The sequence below is a fragment of the Mucilaginibacter sp. RCC_168 genome (assembly GCF_041355315.1).
Classification (GTDB): Bacteria; Bacteroidota; Bacteroidia; order Sphingobacteriales; family Sphingobacteriaceae; genus Mucilaginibacter.
The window spans coordinates 154,800-173,003 of the sequence record NZ_JBFUPN010000012.1; the positions used below are offsets into that span (position 1 = coordinate 154,800).

General features: G+C 43.3%; 18 protein-coding genes. 10 read left to right on the forward strand and 8 right to left on the reverse strand.

The window, feature by feature from the left end:
- Positions 1–89 precede the first annotated feature (89 nt).
- From AB6735_RS13235 to sucD, 7 genes are all read right to left on the reverse strand, one after another.
- Positions 90–1,061: a ribonucleoside-diphosphate reductase small subunit gene (locus AB6735_RS13235; protein ID WP_370996321.1), complete on the reverse strand. Its 972-nt coding sequence runs from the start codon at positions 1,059–1,061 to the stop codon at positions 90–92.
- A gap of 558 nt (positions 1,062–1,619) precedes the next feature.
- Positions 1,620–1,994 carry a methionine-R-sulfoxide reductase gene (locus tag AB6735_RS13240; protein WP_370996322.1) on the reverse strand — a complete coding sequence of 125 codons (375 nt, stop codon included), beginning with the start codon at positions 1,992–1,994 and terminating at the stop codon, positions 1,620–1,622.
- Positions 1,995–2,473: 479 nt separating this feature from the next.
- Positions 2,474–3,457 carry an aldo/keto reductase gene (locus AB6735_RS13245; RefSeq protein ID WP_370996323.1) on the reverse strand — a complete coding sequence of 328 codons (984 nt, stop codon included), beginning with the start codon at positions 3,455–3,457 and terminating at the stop codon, positions 2,474–2,476.
- Positions 3,458–3,713: 256 nt separating this feature from the next.
- Entirely contained in the window at positions 3,714–4,121 is a 408-nt protein-coding gene (locus AB6735_RS13250) for a putative quinol monooxygenase (protein ID WP_370996324.1), read from the reverse strand.
- 10 nt (positions 4,122–4,131) lie between these two features.
- On the reverse strand, positions 4,132–4,530 hold the full coding sequence (locus AB6735_RS13255; protein ID WP_370996325.1) for a cupin domain-containing protein: 399 nt from the start codon (positions 4,528–4,530) through the stop codon (positions 4,132–4,134).
- Positions 4,531–4,652: 122 nt separating this feature from the next.
- Positions 4,653–5,534: a helix-turn-helix domain-containing protein gene (locus tag AB6735_RS13260; RefSeq protein ID WP_370996327.1), complete on the reverse strand. Its 882-nt coding sequence runs from the start codon at positions 5,532–5,534 to the stop codon at positions 4,653–4,655.
- Positions 5,535–5,940: 406 nt separating this feature from the next.
- Entirely contained in the window at positions 5,941–6,816 is an 876-nt protein-coding gene (sucD, locus tag AB6735_RS13265) for a succinate--CoA ligase subunit alpha (RefSeq protein ID WP_370996328.1), read from the reverse strand.
- A gap of 210 nt (positions 6,817–7,026) precedes the next feature.
- Between sucD and AB6735_RS13270 the strand changes: the two genes are divergently transcribed.
- Positions 7,027–8,031: a hypothetical protein gene (locus tag AB6735_RS13270; RefSeq protein ID WP_370996330.1), complete on the forward strand. Its 1,005-nt coding sequence runs from the start codon at positions 7,027–7,029 to the stop codon at positions 8,029–8,031.
- A gap of 335 nt (positions 8,032–8,366) precedes the next feature.
- On the opposite strand, the gene dctA is transcribed toward AB6735_RS13270, so the two are convergent.
- Complete coding sequence (gene dctA, locus AB6735_RS13275; protein ID WP_370996331.1) at positions 8,367–9,671, reverse strand: C4-dicarboxylate transporter DctA; 1,305 nt, start codon at positions 9,669–9,671, stop codon at positions 8,367–8,369.
- 503 nt (positions 9,672–10,174) lie between these two features.
- Between dctA and AB6735_RS13280 the strand changes: the two genes are divergently transcribed.
- From AB6735_RS13280 to lspA, 9 genes are all read left to right on the forward strand, one after another.
- Positions 10,175–10,375: a hypothetical protein gene (locus AB6735_RS13280; protein ID WP_370996332.1), complete on the forward strand. Its 201-nt coding sequence runs from the start codon at positions 10,175–10,177 to the stop codon at positions 10,373–10,375.
- 6 nt (positions 10,376–10,381) lie between these two features.
- The gene (locus AB6735_RS13285; protein WP_370996333.1) at positions 10,382–10,525 is read left to right on the forward strand and encodes a hypothetical protein; all 144 of its coding nucleotides are present in this window, start codon (positions 10,382–10,384) and stop codon (positions 10,523–10,525) included.
- A 472-nt stretch (positions 10,526–10,997) separates the two neighbouring features.
- Positions 10,998–11,762, forward strand: a complete 765-nt coding sequence (locus tag AB6735_RS13290; RefSeq protein ID WP_370996334.1) for an ABC transporter ATP-binding protein — start codon at positions 10,998–11,000, stop codon at positions 11,760–11,762.
- 115 nt (positions 11,763–11,877) lie between these two features.
- Positions 11,878–12,972 carry an ABC transporter permease gene (locus AB6735_RS13295; RefSeq protein WP_370996335.1) on the forward strand — a complete coding sequence of 365 codons (1,095 nt, stop codon included), beginning with the start codon at positions 11,878–11,880 and terminating at the stop codon, positions 12,970–12,972.
- A gap of 180 nt (positions 12,973–13,152) precedes the next feature.
- A complete protein-coding gene (locus AB6735_RS13300) occupies positions 13,153–14,631 on the forward strand; it encodes a TonB-dependent receptor (protein ID WP_370996336.1) in 1,479 nt (492 codons plus the stop codon).
- A 96-nt stretch (positions 14,632–14,727) separates the two neighbouring features.
- Positions 14,728–15,462: a DUF2490 domain-containing protein gene (locus tag AB6735_RS13305; RefSeq protein ID WP_370996337.1), complete on the forward strand. Its 735-nt coding sequence runs from the start codon at positions 14,728–14,730 to the stop codon at positions 15,460–15,462.
- Positions 15,463–15,629: 167 nt separating this feature from the next.
- Positions 15,630–16,925: a phosphopyruvate hydratase gene (gene eno, locus AB6735_RS13310; protein WP_166095758.1), complete on the forward strand. Its 1,296-nt coding sequence runs from the start codon at positions 15,630–15,632 to the stop codon at positions 16,923–16,925.
- A 58-nt stretch (positions 16,926–16,983) separates the two neighbouring features.
- Positions 16,984–17,304 (forward strand): hypothetical protein, encoded by a 321-nt coding sequence (locus tag AB6735_RS13315; RefSeq protein ID WP_370996338.1) that lies wholly within the window; start codon positions 16,984–16,986, stop codon positions 17,302–17,304.
- Between the two features lie 60 nt (positions 17,305–17,364).
- On the forward strand, positions 17,365–17,907 hold the full coding sequence (lspA, locus tag AB6735_RS13320; RefSeq protein ID WP_370996339.1) for a signal peptidase II: 543 nt from the start codon (positions 17,365–17,367) through the stop codon (positions 17,905–17,907).
- Positions 17,908–18,204: the final 297 nt, after the last annotated feature.

Genomic DNA, 18,204 nt, shown 5'->3' on the forward strand with positions numbered 1-18,204 from the left:
GGTATCAAGTAGTTAGTATCAAGTATCATGATTTTCAACTTGCTGGTATTCTTGTCGTGATACTTGATACTAACTACTTGATACTGCCTCTAAAAGTCCTCGTCCAACGAAAACGCCTTGCTTTCGGCATTGTTCATTACGCCGCTTTTTTGATAGTCGCCTACGCGTTTTTCAAAGAAGTTGGTTTTGCCTTGTAAGGATATCATTTCCATGAAATCGAATGGGTTAGTTGCGCCATAATGTTTTTCGTAACCCAGTTCGCCCAACCATCTGTCGGCCACAAATTCAATATACTGGCTCATCATTTTGGCGTTCATGCCAATCAGGTTCACCGGCAGGGCATCGGTCACAAATTCTTTTTCTATCTCTACCGCGTCGGTAATGATCTTGGTTACAGCATCTGCGCTTAGGCGGGTGTTCAGCATTTTGTATAATAAGCAGGCAAACTCGCAATGCGAACCTTCATCGCGCGATATTAGTTCATTGCTGAAGGTAAGCCCAGGCATCAGGCCGCGTTTTTTAAGCCAGAATATAGAGCAGAAGCTACCCGAAAAGAAAATGCCTTCTACGGCAGCAAATGCTACCAGGCGCTCGGCAAAGTTGCCGTTGTTTATCCAGCGTAATGCCCACTCTGCTTTTTTGCCCACGCATGGTACGGTATCAATGGCATGGAAAAGGCGGTCTTTTTCAGCCGGATCTTTTATATAAGTATCAATAAGCAGGGCATAGGTTTCGGAGTGGATGTTCTCCATCATGATCTGGAAACCATAAAAACAACGGGCTTCGGGCAATTGCACCTCGCTCATAAAGTTTACGGCCAGGTTTTCATTCACGATACCATCGCTCGCCGCAAAAAAGGCCAGGATGTGTGAGATGAAATGTTTCTCGCCTTCATTCAGGTTTTCCCAATGTTTCATATCGTCCGAAAGGTCGATCTCCTCGGCCGTCCAGAAACTGGCTTCGGCCTTTTTATACATTTCCCAAATAGCAGGATATTTAATCGGCAGAATTACAAACCTGTCCTTGTTTTCTTTGAGTAATATTTCATCTTCCTGTTTCATATGATACCTTTTTTATTGTTCCTTTTTATTACTTCAAGCAATCAGACACGAAAGCCACCCCAGTTTTTCAATTAGGGCGTTTGGATATTTGCGTTTGGCCTGACCAATCACAGGTTTTATTATGTAACGTACTGACAGCTAAGTTCTTTTATTTTGGATGGGGAATACATCCGGCTGTCTTTTGAATACTTTTTGCGAACCTTGTTCAACAAAGTTAATGTTTGAAACCCCAAGTTTTTAATGATAGTTTTACACAAACCCCCGAGTTATTAACACTTTAATGCCCTTATCTGATAAAAGAAAAAATTAATGAACTTGATTACAGTCGGTTAAAAAATGCAGGTTAAATTTGCCCGGAAAATATTTGCAAAAAACGATAATTTAACATTGAGAATTAGTTGACTTAACACCGACAATTATTGCGAATTGTATAACGGCTTTGCTAAGCACCAATTACAACTTTGAAATTGATCGGAAAAACAGGCTTATTTTGCAATTGTGGAAAACGAAATATCCCAACAGGTTGATCACACGCCGGGATATTCCTAAAAGTTTTAATTATTTTTTTATGTCGTCAGCCGATACAAATTTCATCGATACCGAATTAACGCAATGGCGCACATTTTTTGGTGTAAGGTATTCCCCCTCAAACACATGGCCCAAATGAGCGCCGCAATTAGCGCATACAATTTCTACACGGCGTCCATCGGCATCCGGTACCCTTTTCACCGCGCCGGGGATCTCATCGTCAAAACTTGGCCAGCCGCAGTGTGATTCAAATTTTGATTCGGAAGTATACAGCGGCGTATCGCAGCGTTTGCAAACATACAGGCCCTCGGCCTTATTATCGAGCAAAGCCCCGGTAAATGGTCTTTCGGTTCCTTTATGCAATATCACCCATTCTTCATCGGGTGTTAACTGATTATACATCATTAATTATTGATTTAGTGAATTACTGAATTAGTGATTTCTCAAACCTTCTTTAGTTACTTAAAGATACGGAATTTTACCGGGATGGATTGCCTGCTACGGGCTTGTTTACACTGATTTGACATGGGTGTTTCGGACGTGCAGATGTGCAGATTTCAAATGTGCAGATGAGGATGCAGTGATATAAAAGTTGTCATCCTGAGTTGTAAAATCCGCTGGATTCTGAAGATGAAATGACGGATCCTGCGCTGATGCCAGACTTACGAAGTTTCAAAAACTTCGTAAGTCTTTACTCAATTTACTAAACACGTCATGGGTAGCGCAGCGAAGGATCTTCTTCAATATGCCTGTCATACAACAGATGCTTTACTCCGTTCCTTGACAAAATAGGTATTTTCCCAACCCTCTTTCCGGCATAGCCGGAGAGAGGGTCAACAAGCGAAGCAATGTTGGGGTGAGTCTTCGCCAGCGTTCAAATCAAATCAGCGGTCAACCCGTTGTTGAAGGTGCTTCGGATAGCGTTCCCCCTCAATAGTAATATGAGCGGCGGCTTCTTCAATTTCGTGCAGGTCTTCTACAGTAAGCGTTATTTGAACAGCCTCAAGGTTTTCTTGCAGGCGATGCAGTTTGGTGGTTCCCGGTATCGGTACAATCCATGGCTTTTGGGCCAGCAGCCAGGCCAGCGCTATCTGGGCGGGTGTAGCTTGCTTTTGAGCGGCTATCTTACCCAGCAGATCAACCAGTGCCTGGTTAGCTTTGCGGGCTTCGGGCGTAAAGCGCGGCACAATATTGCGGAAGTCGGTACTGTCAAACGTGGTATTCTCATTAATAGCTCCGGTCAAAAAACCTTTACCCAGCGGACTGAAGGGTACAAAGCCAATACCCAGTTCTTTCAATGCAGGTAGAATTTCCTGCTCTGGCTCGCGCCACCATAACGAGTATTCGCTTTGCAGGGCGGCAACCGGCTGTACTGCGTGCGCCCGGCGAATGTTTTGTACACCGGCTTCAGACATGCCGAAGTGTTTTACTTTGCCTTCGGCAATAAGTTCTTTTACGGTACCGGCCACATCTTCCATAGGTACATTGGGGTCTACACGGTGTTGGTACAGCAGATCGATACGATCGGTTTTTAATCGTTTAAGCGAGGCTTCAGTTACCTGCCTGATGTTTTCCGGATGACTGTCCACACCTTCCTGAACGTTTCCGTTCTTAAAGCCAAACTTGGTGGCGATCACCACCTCATCCCGGAATGGAGCCAGTGCTTCGCCTAATAATTCTTCATTTTTAAAAGGGCCGTAAGCTTCGGCGCTGTCAAAAAAGGTAACACCACTTTCAAAGGCGGTACGGATGAGTTTAATGGCATCCGGTATGTTTGTGGCCGGGCCATAGCCAAAGCTCAAACCCATGCAGCCCAGTCCCAGTGCGGAAACTTCAAGACCGCTATTACCTAATTTTCGTTTTTCCATTTTGTAGAATTTTTAATTACTATGTCCGAACGGGGGCGTGCTGAGTGTCATCGAAACATGGTGGCAATCGACTCACCCCGACATCGCTTCGCTAGTCACCCCTCTCTCCGCTTCGCGCATAGAGGGGGCTTTCTTTTTTCTTTACCCTCTTTGCGGCGAAGCCGTAGAGAAGGTGGTCCAGCGCAGCGTAGACCGGGTGAGTCTGTTCAGCGCCTTGACTTTAACCTTGTAGCTTGACAGTGCCCTTTTTTAGATGCTACTGCTTCATTTTCGTTTCCAAAGCGATCGGCTCAACATCAACCAATTCGAGCGACTTGACCATATCCTTTGTCGTACTCTTGTATTTTTTAAAATGTGCTGTTTGCAAATGCGCCTGGTATGCTTCGGCATTGGCATATATTTCAAAAACCGTGATGTGCGTAGGATTATTTTTCTCGGCCACAGCATATAAAGTTATCACCCCAGGCTCTACACGCACAGCGGTTTCGGCATGTTCTTTTAAGGCGGTTTTGTAGTTTTCCAGCTGTGCCGGATCTATCTGTAGTTTGGCTATCCGCACTACCTGGTTTTTATCCTGCGCAGCAGCATTACTCAGTGAAAATAGCGTTAACACCAGGATCATAACCATTATTGCGTGACGGGGTTTTGAAATAACAGGTTTCATCTTTTTGCCTTTATTGATTATTGTATTGCTCGTCCGTAACCTGCTCCATCCAGTCAACCGGCGAACCATTGTGTTTTTCCTGGATGGCTATATGGCTCAGCGCTGTAGTGGTTGTAGCGCCATGCCAGTGTTTTTCAGCCGGGGCAAACCAAACTACATCTCCGGGGTGAACGTTTTCTATTGGTCCGCCCTCGCGCTGTACCCAGCCGCTGCCGGCGGTAATAATAAGGGTTTGCCCCAGCGGATGGGTATGCCATGCCGTACGAGCACCCGGCTCAAACGTAACCAGCGCCATGGCCACACGCGCCGGGTCTGGCGGATTAAAAAGCGGATCGATACGTACCGTTCCGGTAAAATATTCTGCGGGACCTTTACCCGATGGTTGTGAGCCGCTGCATTTAATTTCCATAAAATGATCTGTTTGATATACTTAATTATTACACTAATTTATCCATAGTGTTTTAGATAGCACAAAGATATCGCCAGCAAACAGGCCTCGGTTAATGAATATCAAACAGAAGAGTAAGAAAATCAAACAGCTTTAGTCCTTAAAGATTTGGGGATAGTGCCGGTAATTCTTTTAAAGTAATTGTTAAAATAGGTGGGATATTCAAACCCTAAAGCATAGGCAATTTCGGCAGTACTCCAGTCGGTATGTTGCAGGAGCGCTTTTGCTTCGCTGATGATGCGGTCGGCAATGTGCGCGGTGGTGGGTTTACCTGTAATTTCCCTTACCGAACGATTGAGGTGGTTAACATGTACCGACAGGTTTTGGGCGAAGTCCTGCGCTGTTTTTAACTTGAGCGGCCGGTCGGCGCTTTCTATCGGGAATTGTCTTTCCAGGAGTTCCAGGAATAAGGAAGTGATTCGCGACGACGCGTTTTTATGCTTGATAAAGTTATCGGCAGGTTGCATTTTCATCGCCTCGTGGATAAGCAGATTGATGTGATTGCGGATCAGGTCATTCTTGTACAGGTAATCGGTACTTTGCTCCTCCAGCATCTTTTTAAAGATGGTATTAACAAATGCGGCCTGCTCCGTATTTAATGAAAATGCAGGGTTACCACCGATCTTAAACAAGGGTGATTCCTGCAGGCTTTGCGAACGCTCATTGGCTTTTAGGAATGTTTCTGTAAATAGACAGGCGTATCCGGTTTGTTTTTCGGATAAAAGTTCGGCGGCGTAAGGTATGTGTGGATTGGCAAAGAATAAAGTGGAGCCATCCAGGTTAATGCTCTTGTCGGCATAATGTATGATGCTTTTTGCATTCAGGATACATACTTTATAAAAATCCTTACGCCGGTAAGCCGGCACATGGCTTGCGCCGGTTTCAATTTCGTATACCTTAAAACCTTTAAGCTTCAAATCAACCGCGTGGGCATCGCAAAGCGCGGCCATTCCTTTATCATCCATAAAGTAAAAATAAGAAAAACAAATAGTAAATGTGAGTGGACTCGCCGATCTGCGCTTCGCTGGATCACCCTATCTGCGGCAGGAAGAGGATGAGGAGCCTTTTTCTCTCCGCGCGTCATTGCGAGGTACGAAGCAAGAGCCTCACCCAACCCTCTCCAAAGGAGAGGGCTTTAAAGCATTTTTAAAGTCTCCTCCTTTGGGGGAGATTTAGAGGGGGCTCTTGCTTCGTGCCTCGCAATGACGTGTGGGTTAGGACTGCTGATTAGTTTTGTAATCGCGGTAATCCTAAAATCCAACAAAATCATGGTTCAGACAAAATCACCACCCACAAAAAAAATCCCGGCCAAACCTTGACCGGGATTTTTAAATATGATTTTCCAAGCTCCCCCTTTAGGGGGCTGGGGGGTTATAATTTAGCCAGTTCCTCTGCCATGGCAGCGCCAATTTCGGCGGGTGATGCCACTACGCGGATACCGCATTCGGCCATAATTTTCATTTTAGCGGCAGCAGTATCATCGGCCCCACCAACAATTGCACCGGCATGACCCATACGGCGACCCGGAGGCGCTGTTTGGCCCGCGATGAAACCTACTACTGGTTTTGTACCGTTTGCTTTGATCCAGCGGGCAGCTTCGGCTTCCATGCCGCCACCAATTTCACCAATCATGATGATACCGTGCGTATCAGGATCATTCATCAATAACTCAACAGCCTCTTTGGTTGGTGTACCAATGATCGGGTCTCCACCAATACCAATAGCGGTAGTGATACCTAAACCGGCTTTAACCACCTGGTCAACGGCTTCGTAAGTTAAGGTACCTGATTTAGAAACTACACCTACGTTACCTTTTTTGAAGATAAATCCAGGCATAATACCAATTTTGCTTTCGTCGGCAGTAATGATGCCCGGGCAGTTAGGACCAATAAGGCGTGAATCCTTATCGCTTAAATATTCTTTTACCTCGATCATATCCTTTGTAGGGATACCTTCGGTGATACAAACAATAACTTTAATACCAGCTTCGGCAGCTTCCATAATGGCATCCGCACCAAAAGCCGGAGGTACAAAAATGATAGATACATCGGCACCAGTAACAGTAACCGCGTCTTTAACAGTATTAAAAACCGGTCTGTCTAAATGTTGCTGACCGCCTTTACCCGGTGTAACACCCCCAACCAATTGGGTACCATAAGCAATCATTTGCTCCGCATGGTAAGTACCTTCTTTACCTGTGAAACCCTGTACAATAACTTTAGAATTTTTATTTACGAGAACACTCATTGGCTTTTTTCGTTTAGTACGGCAAAGCTAAAGTTATTGACAATAAAGTCAAATTAATTTTAGCCGCTCAAACTGCTTATACGGTAATAATTTTGTTTGTTAACATAAAGTTGACTTTCGGGTTATCGGAAAGAGCTTGTTTTCGGGATTGGATAGTTCCCATTTTTGCTATCATTTAATTAATTTAGCCCCACATTACGCCTTAACACTATGAAAAAAACAAACAAAAACCTTACTACCCTGCTTATAGCATGCTTTTTTTGTACCACTGCCGCGCAGGCACAATTTGGCGGCCTGGGAAAAAAACTACTGGATAAAGGCACCGAAATGGCATCCGGAGGTGGTCTTAACAAGATCCTGAAACAACCACAGGCCATTACCACCAGTTTTAAAGATGTAAACAAAACGGGCTCAAAACCGCCATCGTTTATGGAAGGGCAAACACCCGAGCCCTTATATCTTTTACCCAAAACATCCACAGGCGCTTATAAGCTTTGCGCCGGCTTTTACGAAATGACCAATAAAAGCTATTGCCTGCACGCCGGTACACGCGGCCCCAGCAGCGGCGACGGTTATATGCTTGCCCCCGTGCTTGGTCCTAAGCGTGATGTGGTGATACTGATACTGAAACATGCCGAAACGCATCCGGAGGTTAATCAGCACAGCATTCAGATATTGTTATGGGCGATAATTGCCCGCACCAAATTTGCCGATTTTGGTACCGATATTAAGCTCACCGCCACCAGGCTGTTATCACCCAATGAACTGCTGATGCTGGAAGGCGGCGCCCTGGGCGTACTGCCTGCCAGTGTAATGGCCAAAGCCAAAGATCAGCTGCCACCCGCCGCGCAAAGTGTTTTTGAGGCCGAAAATAATATCCGTCAGCTGGCGGCATCGGGTAATGCATCGTACGAAGAAATGGAGAAATATGCCATGATTGCCGGTCTGGCACCCCAGCCCGATCCGGAAGTTCCGTCGGGCATCTGGTCATTACATCCCGATGGATATTATATCCGGTTTATTCCGCATGGATATTCGCAAACCACCGTACAGATATATGTGCCCAAAGGGCTGATCGATACCAAACCTGGACTTACATATGATGGCCCCAATGGCATAGCTTGCCCGGCCAACGTAGGCGCCCAGCGCCTGGCCCAAACCAATGAGCCTTTGAACCCCGATGTGACGAAGAAATTGAAAGTGATTTGTAATTAGCCCGCCGACCCCTAAAGAGGGGGCTTTTGGTGAGTCGTCGATGTTTGACATTGCTCCAAGATTTAGTATCTTTTAAAAACACCACGGCCCGTTCTCCTTTATCCGGAGAAACGGGCCGTTTTAGTTTAGGGTAAAAAAGGTATAAACCGACCACTTGGTATGTAATATATATGACTATCAAAAATTAATACTTTTTAAAGTTTTTAAAACTGCTCAAAACTGGCTGTAATTTGTTAAAATGAAGTTTTTTGAATGTTTTTTGAGTGATTTTCGGCCGCTTTTGGGCAGAAAAGTGTTAAAATTTAGGGTTTAAAAAGTTTCAGAGATCATATCTTCTAATTAAATCCCCGGAAAGTACTTAAAAACTTTGCCGCTCCTTTTATAAAATCGCCGGTACCGTCATCATCGTCATCTTTGTCTGGTTGTGGTGTAAACTCTTTCTCGCTCTTGGCTATTACGATGGTGGCTACTCCATTGCCGATCACGTTGGTGATGGCCCGTGCTTCGGACATAAATCTGTCTACTCCAAGCAGTATTGCCACTCCCTCAACCGGGATCACTTTGATGGCCGTCAACGTACTGGTTAATACTATAAAGCCACTACCGGTTACGCCTGCCGCACCTTTAGAGGTCACCATCAGAATGCCGATAATGGTGAGCTCCTGAAATAAGGATAAAGGGATATTGAAAACCTGCGCCAGGAATATAACACACATGGAAAGATATATGGTAGTGCCATCCAGGTTAAAAGAATATCCCGTAGGAATCACTAAACCAACAACCGATTTGGAACAGCCGAAAGTTTCCATCTTATTCATCATACCCGGTAGGGCCGATTCGGAGGAGGACGTTCCCAGCACGATCAGGATCTCTTCTTTAATATGTTTCAGGTATTTCCACAGGCTAAATTTAAACAGGTAGCAGATGAGGTTAAGCACCACAAAAATAAACAGGAACATAGTGAGGTAAACCGAACCCATGAGCAAAGCCAATGGTTTTAATGTTTTTAAACCATACTTGCTGATGGTAAAAGCCATACCCCCAAAAGCGCCTATAGGGGCTACCTTCATCACAATTTTCATCACATTGAAAAATACTTTTGACAGCTTATCAAACAGCTGTATTACGGGCTGCCCGCTTTCGCCCATCAAACTCAGGCCGTAACCAAACAGTACTGCAAAAAACAGGATCTGCAAAATATCGCCTTTGGCAAAGGCTTCAAAAGCATTGGATGGGATAATGTGAGCAAAGAAATCGCCCCAATGCATTTCAGAAGCAGCCTTTTCGTACACCCCGATCTTACCGGTATCAATAGGCCCTTGCCGAACAAAGCCAGCGCCCGGTTTGAGAATATTGGCCACGGTAACCCCGATAATGAGTGCGAAAGTGGTTACGATCTCAAAATAGAGTAAAGCTTTGCCGCCCACCCGGCCAACCTTTTTCATATCGCTCATGCCAGCTATGCCCAATACAATAGTGAAAAATATAATAGGTGCAATCAACATTGTAATCAGGCTGATGAACATTTTGCTGATCATCTCGGCCGTTGGCCCGAATTGTTTAAAATTCAATCCTACTACAATGCCCAAAGCGATAGCAATAAGTACCTGGACGGTGAGGTTTGAGAAAAAGCGTTTCATTACTCAATGATACGGCTTTAGGTTCATGATACCAATATTTTGATATGACACTTGCCTGATAAATGGGTTTGTAATTTAATTAAAAAAGTACCGTTCTTTGAAATAGTGAAAGCAACAGCGCTCCTTTTGGTTATTTGTATGGTCTTTGTTTCTGTTTTTACAGTAAGGGCAAAGGGTAGCGGCATGCTTGAAAAATGCTGCCATAAAACAACCAGAAGCCAGTCCTGCGAACATCAGCAAAAAGACGATTGTGGAAAGGGTATGTGCAACACCATGTTATCCTGCAATACCTGCGGCTTTCTGTTTGTTGAACAGGTAACTGTAAATCCAATTGTTCCGGTTTTGAGGGAACGATCAGTTACACCTTACCTTTCGGGGAGCTTGTCTGCTTATTCATCGTGGTCCTGGCGCCCTCCAAAAGTTTAATAATATGCTCCTGTCTGCCTTTGCCTTATCCGTTTAGGTTAAACTTCTATTATTAAACAATTTAAAAAATTCAAATCATGAAAAAGTTTCTTTTCATCGCCATAGTGATGGTATCATCTTTGGGCGCTACATCAATCGCTAACGCTAATACACCATGCTGCAACAGCAAAATGAACCATTGCACAAAATGTTCAAAAACCTGTGATAAAAATGCCTGTATGGATTATTGCAGCAAGGTTTGCAAAACTTCGGGCAATTGCGATAAAACCTGTAAATAATAAAACTTGTTAAAGGATCAGGAAGCCGGCTTAGCCGGCTTTTTGTTTACCGGCGAAAATATCTACCCGCAATTTTCTGCCGTTCACCGGAATTTTCCCGCAGCTGGTCAAAAAGCTTTGGTTACTATAGCCTCCACACAGCAATTTTGAAGAAAAACAACATTGCTATGAAAACTTTATCTACTCCTATTATATCATTAATAGTATACCTACAGGAACATTCACCCCTGTTTACACAACTGATGGCTAATTTATTTACCTGAGAAAAAGTACCTGGGATGCTTGCCAACTGAGCGGCTAAAGCAGGTTCATTCATCGGTAATTTTCCGCCGTTTACCGGAAGTTTAGCCGCCTTTACCTAAAAGCACTACTCAAAAACATATTCTGTTAGCACATTTGAACCATAAAATCATCACATCATGAAAACGCTACTCGCCATACAAATTATTCACCTGGTTATGAAAGCCGCCCAACATGCCGAAGCATTGTGGCACTCCATTGGTCACCTGATAAAGTAATACGCCCTAAGCAGTACCGGGTACAATAATCACCCAAGCTGTAAAATTTTCGGGATATAAATAAAACTCATGGTTATTTCATTATAGTAATGCATTTTTACCCTATGACAAAACAACCCATCATCACTGTAAATGACCTGGTAAAAAACTATGGCGATTTTGCAGCCGTAAAAGGCATTAGTTTTGAAGTATATGAGGGCGAAATTTTTGGTTTGCTCGGCCCAAACGGTGCCGGTAAAACCACTACCCTCGAGATCATTGAAACCCTGCGCGAAAAAACATCGGGCCGCATTATTGTTGATGGCTTTGATATTGAAACAGATACCGATAGCATCAAAAAGCGTATCGGTGTACAATTACAGGCAGCGGGTTATTATCCTAATTTGAACCTATCGGAACTGATCATGCTGTTTTCGGGCTTATATGGAATCGATAAAAGCCCCATGGAAATGCTGGAGAAAGTAGCGTTGACCGATAAGGCGAAAGCTAAATATAAAGACCTGTCGGGAGGGCAAAAGCAGCGATTTTCTATTGCTACCACGCTTATTAATAATCCAAGGATCATTTTTTTGGACGAGCCAACAACCGGCCTCGATCCGCAGGCCCGCCGTAATTTGTGGGATTTGATCCGCGAGATCCGTGATCAGGGCACCACCGTTGTGATTACCACCCATTATATGGATGAAGCTGAAGTATTGTGTGACAGAGTGGCTTTTGTTGATGGTGGTTATATCATCGGCATTGATACTCCCGATCATTTTATCGACCAGTTGGTAGCATCCGGATTTGAACGCAAAAAACAAGTAAAGCTGGCCAACCTGGAAGATGTGTTTATAAATCTCACCGGTAAAGAATGGCGAGAGGGATAATCCCCCAACCCCAGAAGTGGGAGCAGTTATCAGTTTTGAGTTTGCAGTAAAAAAATGACTCAATGGCGCCCCACACAAATAACCGAACGATGATTCTCAATGAACGATTGAACTAATGAACCAAAATTACAGCAATACAAAAGCAACCCTGGCTATAGCTAAAGCCAGTTTCAGGTCAATACTGCGCAGTCCTTCGGCGGTGGTATTTACGTTGGCTTTCCCTTTGATATTTATTATTGTGTTTGCCAATATTGGCGGCGGCGGCGTTACGGTTGATGTTGGTGTGGCTAAAAATTGTGATACCATTAGTCCGGTTTACCAGGCGTTGAAAAATATAAAGGTTGTTCACTTGGTGAAGGATCAATCCACGGAAGAAATGAATAAAAACCTTTCAAAAGGGAGCATTGACGCTATTATCAATATACAAAAAAACAATACCAGGCCTCCGTTTACGGTTAATGTAGAATACACTAAAGCTTCTGCCGAAAAAGGGAATATCCTCAGGTCGGTACTCAGCAATATATATTACAATATCAATAACAATGCGCAGATCAATACCCCGCCGGTAGCCGAGATCAGGGAAACCACCATTCAGGGCCGTGAGTATAAATACATTGATTTTATACTGCCGGGGCAATTAGGTTTCTCCTTATTGAGCAGCGGTGTTTTTGGTACGGCATTCGTATTTCTGAGCCTGCGTTTAACCCTGGTGATCAAACGTTTTTTTGCTACGCCGGTTAAACGCTACAGCATTGTATTAGGCGAGGCATTAGCCAGGATGACGTTCTCATTATTAGGCGCCCTGTTTATTATTCTGGTTGGTCACTATATGTTTGGTTTCACCCTGATACATGGTATAATCACGGTGCTCAATATGCTGGTGCTCTCGGCCATAGGGCTTATTATTTTTATGGGTTTTGGCTTCACCATATCAGGCATCGCCAAAAACGAAAGTACGGTGCCTCCATTATCTAATATCATAACCTTGCCGCAATTTTTATTGTCGGGTACATTCTTTTCGGTTACCGCTTTCCCTAAATGGCTGCAAGGGATCAGTAATGCATTGCCATTAACCCACCTGAATAATGCCATGCGTAAAGTAGCTTTTGAAGGTGCCGGTTTAGGCGACGTAACGCACCAACTGTTTATATTATTAATATGGTTTGTGATTATATACGCTGTTGCTGTTAAAACCTTTAAATGGGAATAAAAGAGTGTTCGTTAACATAGTGATAATCCTTCCTTAATGTAAAATCCCAAAACCGAAAAATGTAGGTCGGTTTCTTGCTTTATTTATCAGTTTTTCGCTGTATTCTTTAAAAAATCGTATTTTTGAGCTGTATTTCAGATCATCATACTGGCAGCAGTAAACTATAAATAATCGTAGCTTATGAATATCGTTCATAATAAGGATATTGGAACAAAACAAAAAGCGCTTGCCATTAACCTCGACCCCTCAATTTATGGTTCATTTGCCGAGATTGGTGCAGGGCAGGAGGTAGCTGCCAATTTTTTTAAAGCCGGTGCTTCGTCAGGCACAATCGCCAAAACCATGTCGGCTTATGACATGATTTTTTCTGATGCTATTTATGGAGTTCAGCAAACACGTCGCTATGTAAGTGAGTCGAGGCTGATATCTATGCTTGACCATGAATATGGTTTGCTGATTGAGCGTTTGGCTGCATTGCGTGGCGATACTACAACCTTTTTTGCTTTTTCTGATACCTTTTCGGCCCTCAACTATCATAAAACAAACGAAGGGCATGGCTGGATGGGGGTTCGCTTCCAAACAGAGCCCAATGGCGGGTTTAATGATGTGGTGATCCACGTAAAGCTATTGGATAACGATAACATTCTGCAGCAGCAGGCCGCTGGTATATTGGGCGTCAATCTGATTTATGCTTGTTTCTATTATCATGAAATAGCTCCGGTGTTTTTGCTTTCGCTGATAGATAACCTTTCAAGAGATCGTATCCAGATTGATATGATCAGCTTTGAGGGACCTGATTTCCAGAAAGTAGATAACCGCTTGATGAGTCTTCACCTGGTTAAATTTGGATTTTCGGATGCTGCTGTATTTAGTCCCGATGGTAAAAACCTGCAGCCAACAGAGGCATTATATAAAAAACATGCCGTAGTGGTACGCGGTCGTTTCCGTCCGGTTATCAACGTGCACCTCGATATGCTAACCCAGGGTGTTAAGCAATTTCTGCAGGAACCCGATGTGGATAAGAGCAACGTAATTGTTGTTACCGAACTTACCCTGCAGTCGTTAAAGGAAAGGGACGCCGATCTTGATGCCGAGATTGATGAAAAGGATTTTCTTGACCGCGTAGATATTCTTTGCTCACTGGGGCAAACGGTACTGATCTCTAACTTTCATGAATATTATAAGCTGGTAGCTTACTTATCCAAGATCACCAAGCTAAAAATGGGCGTGGTATTAGGTTATCCAAACCTGGAATACATTTTTTCGGAAGAACATTACCAGGATCTGCCGGGTGGTATCCTCGAGTCGTTCGCCACTTTATTTAGCCGTAAAGTAAAGCTATTTATCTATCCTACTTTACGCGATGGCGTGATCTGGAATTGCCTGAAATTCTCGCTGCCTTCACACCTCATCGACCTGTTCAGATACCTGATAGCTAATAATAAAATTGAAGATATCAGGCACTTTAATGAAAATAACCTGAACGTGGAGACAGATAACGTATTACAGCTCATTAAGCAGGGGGCAGCAGGATGGGAAGAATATGTTCCGGCCGAGGTAGCTGCGATGATCAAAGAACGTCATTTATTTGGATACCCTTTAACGGCAGATGGAGCTAAACAAGACCTACCCGCGCAAATGAAGATTCGGGAGCGGTAAAAGATATTGCTTAACATTATCATAACATTAACTATCTTAAAATTAACATTTAGATAACATTGCGGAAATATCTTTGCGGTATAAAACCTGCGTAAGATGTTGAAGATCCCTATTATTATAATTGTAATTTTTGTACTGTTAACAGCATGCTTATTTCGTGCTCACGCCCAGGACTCTAAAGTTGGGACATGGGGAATTGCCACAGTAGTACTTCCCGGCGACAGCAGCCATAAATGGGGTGGCTACTCTGAATTGCAGATACGTACCAATGGGCCATTCAGCCAGTTTCAATATTATGAGGCTAAAGCTGGTGTAAGCTATGATATCAACAAAGATTTTACCGCTTTACTGGGTACAGGCACCTATCATACTTATGACTATGCCGATTTGGGCAGCGGCCCCAACACTAATGAATTTAGGTTGTGGGAGCAAATGACCGTTAACCAATTCCTATACCGCCTTAAATTTGAACACCGTTACCGTATAGAACAGCGCTGGGTTAATGGCGATTACCGTAACCGTTTCCGGTACAGGCTAAATATGTTTATTCCATTGAATAATACCAAGATCGTAGCTAAAACATGGTTCCTATCGGTTTTTGACGAGGTATTTTTTAATAATAAGGCGCCCAATTTTGAACGCAACCGGATATCTGCGGCATTGGGTTATCAGTTTGATAAAAAATGGATAGCACAAGCCGGCTGGATCAATCAGCGTAATTATACGGCTACACAAAGCAGCGGTAAAAATAATATTATGCTGATGCTGATGTATCGTATCAGTCGCAAAGGGGCCGGTCAGCAAGAGCACGTACCTACAACAACCGATTAACAGGAGCAAGGACTTAGGGATCAAAGAGTAAGGACAATACAAATAATCCTGGCTCCCTGATCTTTATTCCCCAAAGCTTGATTCTAATATCTGAACTCTTTTTTGCGATTTCCTGAATTTGCTTAACTTAGCGCGGTTTACAAATTACAAATATCTGACAATAAACTATGAGCTTAATAATTGACGTACACGCCCGCCAAATCTTAGATTCGCGCGGTAACCCCACTGTGGAGGTAGAAGTTTTAACCGAGAACGGCGCTTTAGGTCGTGCTGCTGTACCTTCAGGTGCATCAACCGGTGCCCACGAAGCTGTTGAACTTCGCGATAACGATAAATCAAAATACATGGGCAAAGGTGTTTTAAAAGCCGTTGCCAACGTAAATGACATCATTGCACCAGAATTGAAAGGTATTGATGTTTTTGAACAAAACGCTATCGATGCCATCATGATCGAGATCGATGGTACCGAAAACAAAGGCAAGCTTGGCGCCAACGCTATTTTAGGTGTTTCTTTAGCCGTTGCTAAAGCCGCAGCTCAGGAAAGCCGTCAGCCTTTATACCGTTATATCGGCGGGGTAAACGCTAATACTTTACCTATCCCAATGATGAACATCATCAATGGTGGTTCTCACTCTGATGCGCCTATCGCGTTCCAGGAATTTATGATCATGCCGGTTGGCGCGCCATCTTTTTCCGAAGCATTACGCTGGGGTACCGAGGTATTTCATAATCTGAAAAAGATCCTGCATGACCGTGGTCTTTCTACCGCTGTAGGTGACGAGGGTGGTTTCGCACCAACCTTTGATAGTACCGAAGATGCTGTTGAAACCGTTTTAAAAGCTATTGAAAAAGCGGGTTACAAAGCCGGTGAAGACATTTTCCTTGCGTTTGACTGTGCCGCATCTGAGTTTTACAAAGATGGTAAGTACGATTACACCAAATTTGAAGGCGAAAAAGGTGCCATCCGCACCAGCGCCGAGCAGGTAGAATATTTGGCCGAATTGGCCTCTAAATATCCTGTAATATCCATTGAAGATGGTATGCACGAGGACGATTGGGCTGGCTGGAAATTATTAACCGAAAAATTGGGCGCTAAAGTACAATTAGTAGGCGACGATTTATTTGTAACCAACACCACCCGTTTACAAAAAGGTATTACCGAAGGTATCGCTAACTCTATCCTGGTAAAAGTAAACCAGATAGGTTCATTGACCGAAACTATCAACGCGGTAAGTTTAGCTCAAACCAATGGCTATACTTCTGTAATGAGTCACCGCTCTGGCGAAACTGAGGATGCAACCATTGCCGATCTTGCTGTAGCTTTAAATTGCGGTCAGATCAAAACCGGTTCGGCTTCACGTTCAGACAGGATCGCGAAATACAACCAGTTATTACGCATCGAAGAAGAATTAGGCAGCAATGCAAAATTCATCGGTAAGAATTTCAAATTCTACAAAAAATAATTTAACTCATCAAAGAGCCATCTGCCTAAAAACAGGTGGCTCTTTTTAATTGGTATAGATGGGAAAGAACAAACAGCCGGAATGGTTAAAACGGGAAATACAGTACTTTAATAAGGCCGACGAATCCTTAGCAGGCGAAGCTGAGCTTGCGCCTATTGAGCTGTCTATCCTGCAAAATTATTTTGAGGCCGATGCCGATGATCCCATATTTGATACCTATCAGCTGGAACCTGTCGACGCTACTTTTTTAAAACCATACACCTCCCTGGAATTTGATTTTGAAAAGTATGATTACTGGCTGGCAGCCTATACCAATAACTGGGAGCAAACTAAACACGACAAAGGTTTTATGGGCCAATATCCAATGCCGAAGCAATAAGCCCGAATAATTTAACCATACCAGCCACGTTATAACCATATACACATACAAACTACATTAATGAACAAGAAAGGGGTTTTGAGGGGCCTGGTAATACTATTGATCCTGGTTGCTGATATTGGTTTAGACAGGATCACTAAAAACTATATACGCCATAATTTCCGTTATTACGAAGAGATACTGCCTTTCAAAAATAATCTCCATTACCTCATTACCCGGGTCGAAAATACAGGCGCCTTTTTAAGCCTGGGAGATTCGCTGGGTAATCCCTGGCGGTTTATGCTGCTTACGTTGATGCCGGCGGCTGTGCTGTTATTTGGACTTACTTACATCATTATAAAAACCAACCTGAATAAACTAACCGTATTGGGCATTATCCTGGTATTGGCCGGTGGTATGGGTAACCTTTACGATCGTTGGGTTTATGGAAGTGTAACCGATTTTATGCTCATCAAATATCCCTGGTTTAAAACAGGGGTGTTCAATGTGGCCGATGTTTCTATCATGATTGGAGTAGGCCTGTTGCTGGTCCAGTCGTTTTTAAATGACAGGGGTTCCAAAAATAAAAAGTCCGAAAATAACGCCGAAAAAGTGGCGGTATAATTTAACCCTAAGGTTACCTGAAAGCTTTTTAAACCTTAAATTTTAACACTTTTTAGTCAAAAACAGGGCAAAAGAGTTTTTGAATTATCCTTTTCAACTAAACTTTAATGCCATTTTAACACTTTTTAACAAATTTTCGATGTGTTTTGAAAAGTTTAAAAAGTATTAAATTTTTGATATCAAGTGGCTACATACCAAACGGTCGGTTTTTGATCTCTTTTTCTCTTTAACCAAACAGCCCGAATTTCCTTTTTTCAGAAACCCAGGCGGCTACGTATATAAAGATACAGAAACAAG